This window comes from Paenibacillus sp. OK003, from assembly GCF_900109515.1.
GTDB lineage: Bacteria > Bacillota > Bacilli > Paenibacillales > Paenibacillaceae > Paenibacillus > Paenibacillus marchantiae.
The window spans coordinates 36,037-50,600 of sequence record NZ_FOBD01000002.1 but is presented as its reverse complement, the minus strand read 5'-3'; the positions used below and the strand labels follow the sequence as shown (position 1 = coordinate 50,600).

The following is a 14,564-nucleotide window of genomic DNA, read 5'->3' as shown; positions in this document are numbered from 1 at the left end:
TCACCTCACACTCCTATACTAGAACATTTACACTCCAAATTCAATACCCAACTTACATAAACTTAAATCTATTTAAATAAAATTAAAGTTATGAATAGTATAATTCACAAAACTATTTTTATACCTGTTTCTAGAGTATTCCCCCTAAAAAAATAAAGAACAGCCTCAGTTCTAGTATAAAACTGAGGCTGTTGTCTAAAATATCTAATTGTCTACCTTATCGGGGGAACTCAAACCTCCACTACTTCAACACAATTTCCTTCTCCGAGGTCACTTCTTTCCCCTCTTCATTGGTAAACACAAACGTCGCTTTGCCGCGTTCACCCTTCATCTCATCCGAATAAATAAATCCGGAGAATTGTCCATCACCACTGATATAAAATCCTTCTTTTCCATTCGCCCCATGCTCAATCGCTTCCTTATAGGAGTTCACAATCGTTACCGTGTTGGACGTCCAACGCATCTCGGATAAAGCGTAGCCCTCAGGAATTTGTTTTATCGCAAAATCAAAGCTATTGCCCTCGGACGGCTTATCCGTCTGGTCAATGACGATCATGACCTGTCCTGCCGCGTCAGCGGAGGATTCCGATTGGGCCGTAGGCTTGCCTTCATTCACACTTTCGTTCGCCTGATTATTGTTATTCTTCGCCTCCATATTGGGAACGGAACTCTTTCCCGCTTCCTCTATGGGCTGCTTTGATTGTGGATAGGCGTGTTCCTGTACGGATTCGTTGTTGTTTTTCGCCCCACATGCACTGGTCAACAGCAGAATACATAGAGCAGACACCCAGAGTATAGATTTATTTTTATTATTTTTCATCATCGGAACTCCCTCCATCCATGTTCATCTAAAGTAACAAGCACGATGCATTCATCCAAAGAGAACTTTCCAATCAGCACCTTTTATAGTAATTACTACACCATATCGTCTCACATTAAGCTCCATATTATGTAAATGAGTACTAAATTCAATTCGTTATTACACTTCGATGAACCCTGAAATGTTGGCGTGTTACCCTGAAAGAGTCAGAAAACTACGCTAAATGAGGGGAGAAAAAAAGTTGAATCGCTTTGCTTTTATGATGCTCGTTATACTCGCCACCTCGCTTATGGGTTCATCCTTTGCTGTGGGGAAAATCGGACTGGCTTATGTCTCACCCATTCTGCTGGTCGGCATTCGATTTACGCTGGCTGGAGGACTCATGGCGCTGTCGGTGCGAAATAAAAATCTTCCTGTGACCGCGCCTGACTGGCTCCGGTTATTCGTCATCGGTCTGTTCCAGACGACGGGCGTGATGGCTTGCATTTTCCTGAGCATGCGTACCATTCCTTCCGGGCAGACATCCATTCTCACGTTTACCAATCCGCTATTGGTGGTTCTTCTTGGGAGTGTATTTCTTAGTTTAAGGTATCGGGTATACCAGTGGTTGGGGGTGCTCATCGGTATAACAGGGGTGTTCATCACGCTTGGATTCCATCTTCAATTTTCCGAAGGTACATTGCTAGGTATGGGCTCTGCCTTTTCCTGGGCGATCGCTACCCTCTTGGTCAAACAATGGGGCTCACGCTTCAGCACATGGGTGCTAACGGCATATCAGATGTTATTCGGCGGATTAACACTGTTATTGCTCAGTTTTACCATGGAATCAACAAAACTCATCCTGAACACCACATCCATAGGGGTGATTCTGTATCTGGCGATCCTCGGTTCGATTGTGCAGTTCGCTACGTGGTATTACCTGTTAAGCAAGGGCGACCCAGGTAAGACAAGTGCGTTTCTGTTTCTTGCTCCATTCTTCGGTGTCTTATCCGGCTGGCTGCTTCTGGGCGAAGTTATTCGGAATTACGTCTATGTGGGCGGGCTATGCATATTCCTGGGGATCTTTCTGGTAAACTGGACTGGACGAGCAAATCATAAGGACGTATTGATAAAATAAAATATTCATGCCTGATTTTCGGCGATGCCCTGCGCATCGTTTTTTTATAATATCAATAAGGATAAACTCTACTGATATAAGGACGTGCGCCCAATGATTTCTGCTGAACTGAAAGAACAATACTATCAGGCTCTTGTGGCTAAGGATTCGGAATACGAAGGTTTATTCTATGTAGGCGTCAAGACGACGGGTGTATTCTGCCGGCCTACATGCCCCGCGCGAAAGCCAAAGTTCGAAAACTGCGAATTCTATGAGACGGCTCAGCAGGCTTTACTTGCTTCGTATCGTCCTTGCCAGCGCTGCCGCCCGTTGTCTCATCCCAATCAGGTATCTGATGTGGTACGCGTATTGGTGGAAGCCGTGGAGAACCATCCGGAGAAACGCTGGAAAGGCCAGGACTTCAAGGCATTATCCATCGACGAATCGACGGCCAGACGTCAGTTCAAGAAGCGATTTGGCATGACCTTTGTGGAGTATGCCCGTGCCCGCCGCATGGGACTGGCCCTGAAAAATATTCGCTCCGGTCGAACGGTCATTGATGCCCAGCTGTCCACCGGTTACGAGTCCGGCAGCGGGTTCCGGGATGCCTTCTCGCGAATCATGGGCGCAGCGCCCACACAAGTAGATGAACAAAATGTCTTGAAGGCGTCCTGGATCGACACACGTCTTGGACCCATGATGGCTGTAGCCGATGAGAAGGCGCTATATCTGCTCGAATTCGTGGATCGCAGAGGACTGGAGCGTGAGGTGGAACGGTTGCGCAAACGGACGAAGTCAGCCATTGTACCTGGAGTAACAGAACCGATTCGTTCCATTGAACGGGAACTTGCGCAGTATTTTGAAGGCACGTTAACTGTATTCCACACCCCGTTGTTCTGGTTAGGAACACCATTCCAGAAGAGTGTATGGGAGCAACTGATTGCGATCCAGCCGGGAGAGACGAGGTCATATCAGGATATCGCGAATGCACTGGGTAAACCTACAGCATGTCGAGCGGTAGCACAGGCCAACGGAGCCAATCAGCTGGCCATTGTTATTCCATGTCACCGTGTGATCAATGCTAGTGGTGAACTGGGTGGATACGGAGGAGGCCTGACACGCAAAAACTGGCTTTTAACTCACGAGCAGCAGGGTGGCAGCTAAAGCTGAGTAACCAAAGAGATATGCAAAGAACGGCAAGTGGTATGAAGAGGATTACAGCGATGTAACGGAGGAGATAAATCTTATGAGTACCCTACAAGAAAAGGCGGCGTTGTTCCACCAATCCCATGTGAAGGGCAATCCATTGGTTCTGGTCAATGTATGGGATGCCGGGAGTGCACTCGCCATCCAATCTGCTGGAGCAACAGCAATCGCTACTGGAAGCTGGTCTGTAGCTGCTGCCCAAGGTGAACAAGATGGAGAAGCGATGCCATTCCAGCTGGTACTGGACAATCTGGCCCGGATTACAGCGAGCGTGGATTTGCCCGTAACGATCGATATTGAGGGAGGGTATGGCAGGTTGGCGTCAGAAGTGAAGGGAAATGTGAGCCAAGTGATCCATCACGGTGCGGTAGGCATTAATATTGAGGATCAGCTCCCCTCTGGCGCGGGACTGTACTCTGTGGAGGAGCAATGTCTGAGACTGTCGGCTGCCCAGGAAGCTGCGGAGCAGGCAGGCATTCCGCTGTTCATTAACGCCCGCACAGATATCTTTTTGCAAAATGCACCTGAACGACACAATCACGCTCTCCTGGAAGAAGCACTTATTCGCTCCAAGGCATATGCAGAAGCAGGCGCCAGTGGTCTGTTCGTTCCGGGCTTACAGAATCAACAACTGATTCAGGAATTGTGTGAACGTTCGTCACTTCCGGTCAACGTGATGGTTACATCCCATGAGCCTTCACCGAAACAACTTGCCGGGCTGGGTGTGGCACGCGTAAGCTATGGGCCCTATCCTTATCTGCAAGCGATGGAATACCTGAAAGAACTGGGGCAAAGTATTCTGTCTGGAAATTAACAGAAAGGCGCGGTTCTCATTTTTCACCAGAAGGAAGCGCACTTTTTCACGATATTCAATAAAGATTCTATTATAAAGCGATCATCTATGATGTGAATCCTCAAACAGGTGCTATAATGCGCCTGTTTTTTGATGCTTATCTTTTCACCTATGTATGTTATAATCACCACTACCCAACATAAACAGGAGGAAAATATGCTTAACGTTGAACAAAAGCTTGAAGTGCTACAATCGTATCCCCAACTGCAACGCAAAGATGTTTCTCTCGGCCGTGTTAATTTCCACTACGAAGAAAGTGCTTACGAGAAAAAGATTGTTGCTCTCCATATTCATCCTAACGGTAACGGTTATATCTATGCAGGGCTGCTGCCCAACTATGAGACCGATAATAAAGGATTCGTCAATATTCGTGATTACTCCGAAGCAGATCTACGCACGCTGTTAGATGAGACAATCAAAGCGATGTCAACCAATCCCAACGCAGTAGAATCAGAAGAGCCAGAGCCAGAACAAGCCAAAGCTGCTCCTACATTGGCTACAACCTCTACTGCTGGCGGAACATGGATCGATGAAGATGGACATACACTTACTTTAAAATATGAAGATGACATGTGGTATGTGTATTCCGGTGTTAATCTGGATATGGCTTTCGAATCTCGTAGCGAAGCAGGCGAGTATCTCAAAGAAGAAGGATTCAAACCACAAGCTCAAGCTTAACTCATACAAAAAAACACGAGGCGTGTATGCACGCACTCGTGTTTTTCTGATCTGATCAGTCTTTTCTGCCTTTCATTGTAAGCGGCGCATTCTTCATCATCGGGTACGTGCTCAGAAGCAAAGCACCTCCAATGACTCCCAGTGCGGTGAACAATGCGATAAAATTGACATTCGTAAACCACTGGACCCACGTGCTCAGATCTGATAGAACAATTACCAGCGTGACGATTAAGCTAACCCCAAAGAACAGGACGAAAAAATTGCGCATCCCCAATCTAATCCAACAAACAGTTGAGAAGATGGATAACCCCAGTACCAGAAAACCAATCATTAGATCGATCCACAGATAAGAGAAAAATTGATATTGGCTTGAGTACAGCATGCCTGGTTGATAAAAGGTTACCCCAAGCGTCCCATATTCATGGAGAAGATGCATAATGAAATAGATGACATTCAGTATCGTAATGGTTCCTACGACCATCCATATCGAAATGATATAAAAGGATTTCATAAACTGTATTCGTGTACTACCCATACCTATGGCAACTGGAAACAAGGTGATGATGCCCGCGACCGCAAAAGCACAGATTCCTCCGTACATTGGACCAAATAGTTGAGTAGTATACGTCACATCAAAGATGAATCCAATGGCCAGATAGACAACTGTAAGCATGAGTGTAATTGACGAGAAAATCATTAAATACCAGCGCATATCATCCAGAATCAGCCGATTCGTACCATTCACCAAGTTCATCGCTTAATCCCCTCCTGATTACGCGTCCTGTTGACCAAATAATCCTGTAATGTTGCCTTCTCAATGGAAAGCCCCTGCGTATGAGCGATGTCTTTCCACGTTTTCGAGTATGGCTCATCAATCATCACTTTCAAGGTCGATCCCATCTGGGAAGATTCTATGACCTTCACGTCTGCGGTGACTCGATTGATATCTTCTATTCTCCCTGTTAGAAGAACTCCTTTTTCACGCATCTCTTCCATCGGCTGATTAAACAACACTTCCCCAGCTTGCAGAACGATAAGAGACTCACACAAAGGCTGAATCTCCTCAATATGATGGCTTGATATTAGAATTAGACGCGGGTTATCTTCATAACTTTCCAATAAAGCATTATAGAAGAACTTACGCTTCTCAGCATCAAGTCCATTGGTGGGCTCATCCAGAATCGTTACTCTTGCGTTACTGGCAAGGCCCAATATCATCTGAGCTGCGGTCTTCATGCCTTTTGAGAATTTGGTGATCTTCTTCTTCACTGGTAATTCGAATATGTCGATTAGTTGATCAGCAAGATCCTGATTCCACTGAGGATGGAAGTATTGACCGAATCGAACCATGTCATTGATCGTCCAACTTCTGCCCAGGGGATGGTTCTCCTGGATGTAACACAGATTCTCCTGTGCAGCCAAATTATTGTAAGGGTCCTGGCCCATCACTTGGATGGTCCCAGCATCAGGGCAATTATGCCCTGCGATCAGACTCATAAGGGTTGTTTTGCCAGCACCATTCCTGCCCCACAATGCACTGATGATCGGCTCACTCTCATGCAAAGTCACATTGTTCAGCACTGGCGTTTTTGTCTTCTGATAGCTGTAATTCATCTGCTCGATCTGAATCATAACTCACTCTCCTTATCCTTCTTGCCTCGGATCAAATCAATAATCATGTCCTCATTCATGTGAATCCGTCTAGCCTCTTCAAGTAAAGGCTTAATATATTCCTCGTAGAAATGCTGTTTTCGCTCAACAAGCAACGCTTCCCTGGCTCCCTTCGCAACAAACATTCCTACACCTCGCTGTTTGTAAATAATGCCTTTGTCCACGAGCGTTTGAAGCCCTTTGCGTGCCGTGGCTGGATTAATATTGTAAAAGCGAGAGAGCTCATTGGTAGAAGGAACCTGTTCTTCCACCTTCAATCTGCCGTCTACAATGTCATCCATAATCATCATGGATATCTGATGAAAAATGGGCTGAGATTCATCCAAATTCGATTTCATGCGATTCCAACTTTCATCCATCGTTAATTAGTTAGTCGGTTAGTTACTCATGTAACTAACTATAGTACACAGAAACCATTATGTAAATAGGCGAACTACTAATTAATCAACTTTTTTATTTTGGCTCGATTGTATTGATTAATAAGACCGTCCAGAACTACAGATTGCTGGATAACTTCAGGATGAAGCAGACTGCCGTATTCCGACTGCAAGCGGTGAAGCTGTTGTCTGGCTTCTTCGATCTGTGACATTAACTCCAGGCAATCCATAGTATCCCTCCTTTTTGTCATATTTTAGTTTATTATGCCAATCGATAGGCCACAAGGGGTACGACATACTTATTCTTCCACCACACGCAAAAAAAGACGCCTCTGAATGAATATTCAGAAGCGTCCCTTACCAATTTTTTAAGTTCCGAATCCGTGGTCAGCAGTTCTCATAATTGCGGGGTCTGGAACTTCCTTGCCTGAGACAGGTTCCGTAGCAGGAGCTACAATGTAAATAATAATACTACATGTAGCTATCAGCAAAGCCAACTTTCTCCTCATTGAGTTTCTGCACCTCACTAATGATCAATTTGTATTGCTGTTTCGCCGTCTCAGTTGCAAACTCCCTATATTGCTCAAACAGTCCGACACCTCTAAGCATACCTCGTCCACTGCTAATTTCAATAGAGAATCGCAAACTATCCAGAACAAATTGTATTCCTGTGAAATACTCGTCTTTCTTTAGATAATACGCACCCAGATCTGCTAAAAGACGTAAATATCGATCATCTGTAACCTGTCTGCTGACCTTTCCAATTCGGTTACTTTGTTCCTGATACGTAAAGTATGATTCATACTGTTCGAGCACATCATCAATATTTTTATCATAGCGATTCGCAGCAGTCACAATATCACAAAGCGCCGGGAAAATTTCATTTTCTTTTGTTGAGATGTAATTCAAATATTCAGGCAAAACATCAAATTGTCCGCTCATTAATTGATATATATAACGGTTGCCCTCAGCCCATTCCTGAAACTGATTCATAACTACCATTTCGTCATGATCAGGGTTCTTCACCCAACTGTTATCGGTATATAAAGAAACATATTTAAGCGCGCCTTGATAGTCTTTAAGTTGATAACACGCACTCCCTGAAGCCAAATAGGAATACAGAATGTAGAACACAATCGGCCTTTTGGTTTCTTCCTGTTTCCTTCTCCCATTCATCTCATAATGGATGGTTGCTTTCACCCTTAGCTTCTCGGACAATTCCTGTACTTTATTCCACCTGTGTAAGGCACCAAAGGCATTAATCAGTTCGTTAAGCGCATCCAGCTGATAGCGTTCATCCAGCCGATCCACATAGTATTCGAATTGAGCCGCGATGATCAGATTTCGTTGCTGATCATTAGTCAGTCCCAATCTGAATAGTCGATACTGACATAGTGCAAGCCGTTCGGAGTGTTGCATTTTCTCACTTTCGGCTATCGTTTCATATAGTAGAACGGCCGGTTTGAATTTACCAGCATGGTAGAATTCCTCAGCCAGATCAAATAACAGAGGAATATAAGATAGGTTATCCATCATCAACCGGATAACCTCTTCAATACAATTCAATTTATTCAATTCTGCACATCGATGAAGGAATGGTCCCAGTCTTCGCCAGTCAGGGGCAGCATGGACGAAACACTCATCTATATACAATTCATAGAAATAACCTTCTTCAAGTTTCATAGCTGCAGTGATTCGATCCAGCTGCTGCATCGCAATCGGACGATTCTTATTCAAAATATTGCTCAGCGTACCCGAGTTAATTCCTGACGTTTCCGAAAAAAGACTAATGGACATCTGCTCACGCTTCAGATAACTCTCTAAATGATCGCGTATCGTGGTTGTCGGCTCCAAACTAACACCACCCTCCAAAATAAAAAACCATAAACAGGATTAACGGTATGCAAAAGTAATTATATGTAATAATTAAGCAAGGGTCAATAAGATAAATTCAACTAATTTGTATTAATTACAAAAAAATCCTTTTGTTAAAATAAAGGCCCTACCCTTATTTTATACCCGGAACGAATAAGCATCAAATAAAGGATAAAATAAAAACACGAGCGCTATATACGCTCGTGTTTTACATGCAATACAGCAGATCATTCTGCTATGTATTGATTTGGGTTTAAGGCAGCACATTGCCAGCAGCACGATAAATTTCGTACCACTCTTGGCGTGTAAGGTGAACATCGCCAGCTTTGATGCAATCCTGCAAACGCTGGATGTTCATCGTCCCTGTCACGGGCTGCATTTGCGCCGGGTGACGCAACAACCAAGCAATTGCGATGGTCGTGTTGCTCACTTCATATTTTGCCGCAATCTCGTCGATCTTCGCATTCAGTTCTGGAAACTTATCGCTACCCAGGAATACGCCTTCGAAGAATCCGTATTGGAACGGGGACCATGGTTGAATCGTGATATCGTGCAGGCGGCAATAATCAAGAATACTGCCATCACGGTTAACCGCGGCATCGTTCTCCATATTTACGTTGATTCCACTGTCAATCATCGTGGTATTGGTAATGCTCAACTGCAACTGGTTAGCTACCAGTGGCTGTTTCACGTATTTTTTCAACAGTTCGATCTGGTTCGGATTCTGGTTGGATACCCCAAAGTGACGCACTTTGCCTTCGCGTTCCAACTGGTCAAAGGCTTCAGCCACTTCTTCCGGTTCAACCAAGGTGTCCGGGCGATGCAGCAACAAAACATCCAGGTAATCGGTTTTCAGGCGTTGCAGAATGCCATCCACCGAATTCAAGATGTGCTCTTTCGAGAAATCAAACATGCCTTTGCGGATACCGCATTTGGACTGAAGAATCATATTTTCACGAACCTGGGGATTCATCTGCACAGCCTCTGCAAAGATCTCCTCACAAGCCCCGTTTCCATAAATATCAGCATGATCGAAGAAGTTCGCGCCTGCTTCCATGGCGGAATGAACAAAATGTTCAGCTTCTTTGCTGCTTAATGAATTAATTCGCATGCAGCCAACGGCTACAACCGGTATTTCGAGTGCGCTGCTGCCAAGTTTAATTGTTCTCAAGATGATTTCCCTCCATATTCGAATAGTATCGTACATTCATTTTCATGATCACTGCCTACTAGTATATACTTGTCTTCCGTCTATGATTGTGACACAGAACTGCAATCGGTTTCAATGGAATATTAGAACTCTTATATGGAATAATGGAGGTTTTTTCCCTCCGACACTCCCTAGCTCATACTTCTTCCGGGACTATCACTTCAATATGCCGGGACAATACACTGATTTGAATGGGCAGAGAAGGCCCTTCCTCCCCATCCACATTTGTGCGAATGGCTTCTGTAGAACGGACATGAACTTCTTTTGCCGTAAAATAATCAACATCCTTATGGTTCTTCAGATTGCCAAACAACAGGGACGTTCCGAGTGTTACCGTATTAAAGACATTCATGCTACGGATCACAAAACAATGAATTAACCCATCATCCACCGCTGCTTCCGGGGATAATTTCTCAAAACCTCCAACCGAATTGGTCAGTGCCGCGAGAAAAAGTGGAGACTCCCCTTCCCAGAACTGCCCGTCATACTCAATAGTTAGTGGCTTGGCTGGTGTGTTCATCAGGTCTTTCAATCCTTCTTTCAAATAAGCAAATGAACCCAGCCTCGACTTCTCTTCCGAGGATACCGAGAACAACGCCTCTGCCAATGAACCGGCTGCCACCACATTGGCAAACAGACGATCGTTGATTTTACCGAGATCCACCCTATGGATCTGCTCCGAATGCAACTGCCGAATGGCTTCCTCCGGATCAAGCGAGATATTCAGCGCACGCGCAAAATCATTCACTGTACCCAGCGGCACCACGCCCAATCTGGGACGATGCTCCTGATCCATCATGCCATTAATCGTCTCATGCAGCGTCCCATCCCCTCCAATAGAAATGACGAGATCACAGCCATCTTTGCAGGCACTCAGACAGTAGTTGGTCGCATCGCCCTCACCAGCCGTCTCATTGACCACCACTTCATACTGCTGTGATTCAAGAATTTCTTGTACCTGGGACACATATTGCTGAGCCTCTTCTTTACCCGACGATGGATTACTAATGATCATGGCTTGGCGCATACCTGCATCTTCTCCTCCAAATGGCATTCTTACTTCATCTATACCCTTTCTGCCATGGAGTTGAATAGCATCTGGGGGAGTTGTACAATTTTTTTTGAAAAAGATGGCTGGAAGAGTGCAGTATGGGGTTTGTATCATATAGAATAGAAGTAGATGTTCTACCTGTCATGAATTTCTTGTTCCTTTTGCCTGATGATGGGTTAATAACTATAGATGTGTTTTTATTCGTGCCTGCATAAGTTAAACTGGTCCATTTACACTTACCTCTCCGTTATCGTGTAAATATTGTACTTACCTTATATATCATCGAAAAAAATCAATCTGTTCGGAGTATTTTAAAATCGGAATCGGAGGGAATTCATGCAATGAGAAGAATGATTCTACTATTTCTAGTCTTCATCCTGAGTCTTGGGGCGGCTGGGCAAGCGATGGCCTATACTACGGCAGACTTGGGCGAAGGAATTATCAAAGATCCTGCACTGGAGAACGGACTGAAGCTGATCCTGAACAAACCGGTAGATTCCCCTCTAACCTCCTCCGATCTGGAGCAGTTGCACGTGGTGGATTTAAGCAATGCAGGCATTCAAAGCCTGTCCGGTCTGGAATACGCCACGAATCTGACTCACCTCCGGTTATATGGCAATGAGATTGAAGACCTAACACCGCTGGCGCATCTGACTCAGCTTCGCGAGGTTGACGTTCGCAATAATTACATTACATCGATTGATGCACTGGCTGATTTGAAAGACCTGGGACGGCTGTATATCAGCAACAATTCCATTTCTTCCATAGAAGTTGTACGTGGCTTCACCCGATTACATACGTTTCACGCCAGCGGTAACCAGATTACTAGTCTCTCCGCACTTGCTGATGCAGATGATCTTCAATGGCTCGAAATCTCGAACAATGCGATAACGGACCTGACACCACTGGCGGATAAAAGAAAACTGAAACAGCTCAATGTGGCCAACAACCACGTTCACACACTGGATGTACTGGCTGATCTGCCGAATACACTTCAGAAGCTGAATGTGGCAGGCAACGAGATCTCCGATCTGATGCCCTTGAAGCATATGACACGTCTGCAGGCGCTAGACTTCTCCGGGAATCAGGTTCAGCATCTGGCACCCTTGGAAGACCTGGTAGGGTTGAAAGAACTGAATGCGGAGTCCAATCAGATCTATGATCTGGAGCCATTACGCCAGCTGTCCAAGCTGGAAGTACTGAAACTGTCCAATAACCGGGTGTGGGATCTGACACCGATTGCCGGTTTTACTTTTACAAGAAACAGCTCTGCAAATACGAATACGATAACGGATATCTCAGCTTCCACTTCCTTATCCTCCGGTACGCAAACCTCGGTCTCCGAACCGGAACCTGCCGGACTTACGGTGCAAAATAATTATCTGGATGTTGCGAGCGGCAGTGATACGATGCGCCTGCTAAACCAGATGAATGTGCGGGAGCAGAAACGTACTCCACAGGGCTACTTCCAGCGGCTGGTTGAAGGCTCTACCACAGCCTATGTCGGGGATCGTGCTTACGCACTGGAGGCTGCACCTTTTATCGATGAAGGACGGACCTATGTACCGCTCCGTTTTGTCTCCGAGCAATTGAATGCCAGCGTGAACTGGAATCCGGATACACAGGAGGTGCAGATTGCACAGAATGGTACAGTGGTTCGGTGGACGGTGGGCAACAAACAGGTAATCGTAGACGATACACTTGCGATAAACGATGCACCCCTCTTGATGAAGAATGGAAAGGCGTTTGTACCGGTACGTTTTATTTCGGAGCAATTCAATACGACGGTCGCGTATATCGGAAGCAGCAAAACGATTCTGATCTTCGAAAACAAAGCACAGGCTGAGAGTGTACAACCTTAATTAAGCAAAGCATAATCAAGCATCAGGCACTTATCTCCATTCCGAATTCGATTCAAACCAAAAAAATAGCGCCATGTTCCCTACTTGATGTGGGGGACAGGCGCTATTTTCTTATGCAAAACTACGTTAAAAGCATGAATACGCTAGCCTCGCTTAAGGATTATTGGCGAGATAATTTCTCAACCATTGGAGCGCTGGACGCTCTGTACCGTTGCTGTTCACCAAGTGAGAACCAGATACCCAGGTTTGATTCTGGTTGTAGCCCCACAGGGTTACACCTTTAACAGCGGAATGCTGCCATAGTACAGGGAATTTCTGTTGATAACGTTGTAATTGGGTATTGTCATCGCCTGTCATGTCCAGCTCGGACACATAGATAGGCAGGCCCGTTGCTGCCAGCTTGTTCAGGACGGTGTTCATGGTGCTCACCGAAACCGTATCCATATTAAAGTAATGGGCCTGAATACCAATACCGTCGACCAGACCTCTGCTCTTCAGGATATTAATGATCTGTATATATTGATCCGCTGCATTGGGATCACCGATAATGCCGTATTCATTGATTAACAATTTGGCGTTTGGAAAGGCTTGTCTAGCCTGTTGGAAAGACCAGATTACCCAATCCCATCCTGTCGCTCCATCCCCACCAATGGCGTTGCGATAGGAAGGCTTGGCATGCAGCGGTTCATTGACCACATCGACAAAAGCTGCTTTTGGATAACGCTGGCCTGCCGCCTGGATCCACTGTGTCACTTCAGCTTTCTGATCTGCAGCGGATAGACTGTTAATCCATCCAGGCTGCTGATTTCCCCACACAAGGGTATGAAATTTAAATGGAAAACTATTGTTAACTGCATAGTTGTACGCCATGTCTGCCTGAGACCAGTTCATTACGTTACGCGTGCCTTCAACGGCATCCCACTTGGTTGAGTTCTCCGGGGTCACCTGATTCCAATATGGACTAAAATTCGAGGGAACACTGCTTGCTATAATATTACCCAAAAATTTACTGCCTTTCGCCAAACCTGCACTCACACTGCCGACTGCGACCGAGGCGGCGAGTACACCTACCAACGCCAGAGAACCGACAGTCTTAAACCATTTGGACTTGAACATGATCTTCCTCCTTTAAAGTTAAAATACGCTAGAATTGTAAGCGATTACACAAATCATTTTACTGGATAAATATGGTTTTAACCATGTAAAAAGTATAGTACCTTCTTTGAAAAGTATAGATTTCGAGCTTTAACCTATTTGACTTAACCAAGAGTATCTTTCACCTTTTATATTTACAAATCTATAAATATAGATGCACTGCAATCCAATGCACCAAGCCTTACAGACAAATCCAAAGGAAGGGTTCAACGATGTTCATTTTCAAAGCATTTTATCTACGGTATATGGATTCGGCTGCCCTCGATGCCTGTGCAAGAGAAGATGTCTTATGGCAAACAGATCTGCATATTGCGTAAACCTGCGCTTAGAACCGTTCTCCTCTTCCCGGTGCTATACCTGGCGGCTTATTTACTCGTTTTCTATGCAGGCTCCTATTTCATTCCAATGATTATCATGGTTTTCGTCTGGGGTGCGATTCACTCTGGCGGTCTGATTATCAGCCAAACTTAGCTTACGACGGAGTCTCAGGAAGCGCCGGAATTCGGAAACAGCCTCTTTGTCTCTTTCTCTAATCTGGGGATTACCCTCGGTACCTCCATTGGCGGCTGGTTCATTGCCCAACTCGGCATCCATCAGGTCATCTGGAGCGGAATCATCTTTGGTTTGCTTGCTTTGGTATCCATCGTTGTCAAAATAAAATTTTTCACCTCTCGTAGCGGTAATTCAATTGAGACGGTATAAGAGTTAAG

At 45.1% G+C, this 14,564-nt stretch carries 14 protein-coding genes and 1 pseudogene; 6 read left to right on the top strand and 9 right to left on the bottom strand.

Translation table 11 applies throughout. The annotated features are described in order from the left end of the window. Window positions 1–241: 241 nt before the first annotated feature. Entirely contained in the window at window positions 242–823 is a 582-nt protein-coding gene (locus tag BMW94_RS03055; RefSeq protein WP_090994372.1) for a hypothetical protein, read from the bottom strand. A 238-nt stretch (window positions 824–1,061) separates the two neighbouring features. Between BMW94_RS03055 and BMW94_RS03050 the strand changes: the two genes are divergently transcribed. The 4 genes from BMW94_RS03050 (at window position 1,062) to BMW94_RS03035 (ending at window position 4,653) form a co-directional block, all read left to right on the top strand. Next, window positions 1,062–1,937 (top strand): DMT family transporter, encoded by an 876-nt coding sequence (locus BMW94_RS03050; protein WP_090994370.1) that lies wholly within the window; start codon window positions 1,062–1,064, stop codon window positions 1,935–1,937. A gap of 93 nt (window positions 1,938–2,030) precedes the next feature. Beyond that, window positions 2,031–3,080 carry a bifunctional transcriptional activator/DNA repair enzyme AdaA gene (locus BMW94_RS03045; RefSeq protein WP_090994368.1) on the top strand — a complete coding sequence of 350 codons (1,050 nt, stop codon included), beginning with the start codon at window positions 2,031–2,033 and terminating at the stop codon, window positions 3,078–3,080. A gap of 82 nt (window positions 3,081–3,162) precedes the next feature. Beyond that, window positions 3,163–3,936, top strand: a complete 774-nt coding sequence (locus BMW94_RS03040) for an isocitrate lyase/PEP mutase family protein (RefSeq protein WP_090994366.1) — start codon at window positions 3,163–3,165, stop codon at window positions 3,934–3,936. Between the two features lie 195 nt (window positions 3,937–4,131). Continuing rightward, window positions 4,132–4,653 carry a hypothetical protein gene (locus tag BMW94_RS03035; RefSeq protein ID WP_090994363.1) on the top strand — a complete coding sequence of 174 codons (522 nt, stop codon included), beginning with the start codon at window positions 4,132–4,134 and terminating at the stop codon, window positions 4,651–4,653. A 55-nt stretch (window positions 4,654–4,708) separates the two neighbouring features. Here BMW94_RS03035 and BMW94_RS03030 read toward each other — a convergent pair whose 3' ends face one another. The 7 genes from BMW94_RS03030 to BMW94_RS03000 all read right to left on the bottom strand — a co-directional run bounded on the left by BMW94_RS03030 (window position 4,709) and on the right by BMW94_RS03000 (window position 10,813). Then, window positions 4,709–5,407 (bottom strand): hypothetical protein, encoded by a 699-nt coding sequence (locus BMW94_RS03030; protein WP_090994361.1) that lies wholly within the window; start codon window positions 5,405–5,407, stop codon window positions 4,709–4,711. Next, the gene (locus BMW94_RS03025) at window positions 5,404–6,285 is read right to left on the bottom strand and encodes an ATP-binding cassette domain-containing protein (protein WP_090994359.1); all 882 of its coding nucleotides are present in this window, start codon (window positions 6,283–6,285) and stop codon (window positions 5,404–5,406) included. Before BMW94_RS03025 ends, BMW94_RS03030 begins: the two co-directional genes overlap by 4 nt. Beyond that, window positions 6,282–6,662, bottom strand: a complete 381-nt coding sequence (locus BMW94_RS03020; protein ID WP_064642001.1) for a GntR family transcriptional regulator — start codon at window positions 6,660–6,662, stop codon at window positions 6,282–6,284. Before BMW94_RS03020 ends, BMW94_RS03025 begins: the two co-directional genes overlap by 4 nt. A gap of 98 nt (window positions 6,663–6,760) precedes the next feature. Beyond that, window positions 6,761–6,931: an aspartyl-phosphate phosphatase Spo0E family protein gene (locus BMW94_RS03015; protein WP_090994357.1), complete on the bottom strand. Its 171-nt coding sequence runs from the start codon at window positions 6,929–6,931 to the stop codon at window positions 6,761–6,763. Between the two features lie 241 nt (window positions 6,932–7,172). Further along, on the bottom strand, window positions 7,173–8,555 hold the full coding sequence (locus BMW94_RS03010; RefSeq protein ID WP_090994354.1) for a transcriptional regulator: 1,383 nt from the start codon (window positions 8,553–8,555) through the stop codon (window positions 7,173–7,175). 274 nt (window positions 8,556–8,829) lie between these two features. Further along, a complete protein-coding gene (locus BMW94_RS03005) occupies window positions 8,830–9,747 on the bottom strand; it encodes an aldo/keto reductase (RefSeq protein WP_063565845.1) in 918 nt (305 codons plus the stop codon). A 175-nt stretch (window positions 9,748–9,922) separates the two neighbouring features. Further along, window positions 9,923–10,813, bottom strand: a complete 891-nt coding sequence (locus tag BMW94_RS03000; RefSeq protein ID WP_090994352.1) for a diacylglycerol/lipid kinase family protein — start codon at window positions 10,811–10,813, stop codon at window positions 9,923–9,925. A 365-nt stretch (window positions 10,814–11,178) separates the two neighbouring features. Between BMW94_RS03000 and BMW94_RS02995 the strand changes: the two genes are divergently transcribed. Further along, on the top strand, window positions 11,179–12,699 hold the full coding sequence (locus BMW94_RS02995; RefSeq protein ID WP_090994350.1) for a leucine-rich repeat domain-containing protein: 1,521 nt from the start codon (window positions 11,179–11,181) through the stop codon (window positions 12,697–12,699). A 153-nt stretch (window positions 12,700–12,852) separates the two neighbouring features. Here the strand turns inward: BMW94_RS02995 and BMW94_RS02990 are convergent, their stop codons facing one another. Then, on the bottom strand, window positions 12,853–13,815 hold the full coding sequence (locus BMW94_RS02990; RefSeq protein ID WP_090994347.1) for an endo-1,4-beta-xylanase: 963 nt from the start codon (window positions 13,813–13,815) through the stop codon (window positions 12,853–12,855). Window positions 13,816–14,085: 270 nt separating this feature from the next. On the opposite strand from BMW94_RS02990, the pseudogene BMW94_RS30795 reads away from it, so the two are divergent. Beyond that, window positions 14,086–14,556: pseudogene (locus BMW94_RS30795) on the top strand (MFS transporter); the annotation flags it as partial. Window positions 14,557–14,564: the final 8 nt, after the last annotated feature.

Excerpts from the sequence above, each read along its gene's own strand:
- BMW94_RS03025 (WP_090994359.1), bottom strand. The coding sequence starts at position 6,285 with ATGATTCAGATCGAGCAGATGAATTACAGCTATCAGAAGACAAAAACG.
- BMW94_RS03040 (WP_090994366.1), top strand. The coding sequence starts at position 3,163 with ATGAGTACCCTACAAGAAAAGGCGGCGTTGTTCCACCAATCCCATGTG.
- BMW94_RS03015 (WP_090994357.1), bottom strand. The coding sequence starts at position 6,931 with ATGGATTGCCTGGAGTTAATGTCACAGATCGAAGAAGCCAGACAACAG.
- BMW94_RS02995 (WP_090994350.1), top strand. The coding sequence starts at position 11,179 with ATGAGAAGAATGATTCTACTATTTCTAGTCTTCATCCTGAGTCTTGGG.
- BMW94_RS03035 (WP_090994363.1), top strand. The coding sequence starts at position 4,132 with ATGCTTAACGTTGAACAAAAGCTTGAAGTGCTACAATCGTATCCCCAA.
- BMW94_RS03030 (WP_090994361.1), bottom strand. The coding sequence starts at position 5,407 with ATGAACTTGGTGAATGGTACGAATCGGCTGATTCTGGATGATATGCGC.
- BMW94_RS03020 (WP_064642001.1), bottom strand. The coding sequence starts at position 6,662 with ATGAAATCGAATTTGGATGAATCTCAGCCCATTTTTCATCAGATATCC.
- BMW94_RS03045 (WP_090994368.1), top strand. The coding sequence starts at position 2,031 with ATGATTTCTGCTGAACTGAAAGAACAATACTATCAGGCTCTTGTGGCT.
- BMW94_RS02990 (WP_090994347.1), bottom strand. The coding sequence starts at position 13,815 with ATGTTCAAGTCCAAATGGTTTAAGACTGTCGGTTCTCTGGCGTTGGTA.
- BMW94_RS03055 (WP_090994372.1), bottom strand. The coding sequence starts at position 823 with ATGATGAAAAATAATAAAAATAAATCTATACTCTGGGTGTCTGCTCTA.
- BMW94_RS03000 (WP_090994352.1), bottom strand. The coding sequence starts at position 10,813 with ATGCGCCAAGCCATGATCATTAGTAATCCATCGTCGGGTAAAGAAGAG.